The sequence below is a fragment of the Enterobacter cloacae complex sp. S1 genome, assembly GCF_014930525.1.
Lineage (GTDB): Bacteria > Pseudomonadota > Gammaproteobacteria > Enterobacterales > Enterobacteriaceae > Enterobacter > Enterobacter hormaechei_C.
Window position 1 is genome coordinate 1 of the sequence record NZ_JADBRE010000085.1, and the last position, 865, is coordinate 865.

Annotated in this window: 1 protein-coding gene; it reads left to right on the plus strand. The window is 31.2% G+C overall.

Annotated elements, in window-relative coordinates; all coding sequences use genetic code 11:
* Positions 1–29: 29 nt before the first annotated feature.
* Positions 30–865: plasmid partitioning protein RepB C-terminal domain-containing protein (locus IM290_RS21535; RefSeq protein ID WP_193354518.1), on the plus strand; the 836-nt coding region annotated here is incomplete at its 3' end.

The following is an 865-nucleotide window of genomic DNA, read 5'->3' on the forward strand; positions in this document are numbered from 1 at the left end:
GTTAAAAACACGACCAATTGAGGTGCAAAATGATTAAATATTGCTTTAGTGAAAAAACAATCACTTTCAAATTATCTGATCTTGTTCATACTAAAAAGCTGCCTACTAACTTCAAAAGTAGTAAAAAATATTCACAGATCAAAAGCACCATATCAGCGTTGGGACTTGTTGAACCGATATTAATTTACATCGATCAAAGTGATAAAACTGCTAAAATAATCGATGGACACATTAGAGTCGAAGCAATAAAAGATATTGGGGAAGATAAAGCAAACTGCCTAATTTCAACTACATATGATACTTATACACCGAACAAAAAAGTTAACCGTATAACAATTATACAAATACAGAGAATGCTGAAAGAAGCTGTAAGAGTGGGAGTGCCTGAAGAAATGTTATGTACATCATTAAATATAAGTATAGATTCTCTAAGAACCAACATGTCCGTATTGAAAGGGATATGCCCTCAAGTAGTTGATTTATTTAATGATAAAGATATTCCCATAAATACTTTTAGAGTTTTAAAAAGAATGGTTCCTTTCAGACAAATAGAATGTGCTAATTTAATGATAAGGTTTGATAATTACTCAAAACTTTTTGCTGAGTCTCTATATCATAGTTCCTCCCCTGAGTTGTTAATTGACAAAACTAAAAATAATATAGATACAAAAACTGGTAATAGAAAAGCTATTGAACGACTTGAGAAAGAAATGGCTCAGGTTCATTTTGACACGCAATCAATACAAGAGAGTTATGGCTCAAATAGCTTGAAACTGACAATTCTCATTTCTCACATTAAAAAACTTCTTGAGAACCCTAAAATATTTCACTGGCTCCTTAGGAACAAAAATGAATACCTTAATGA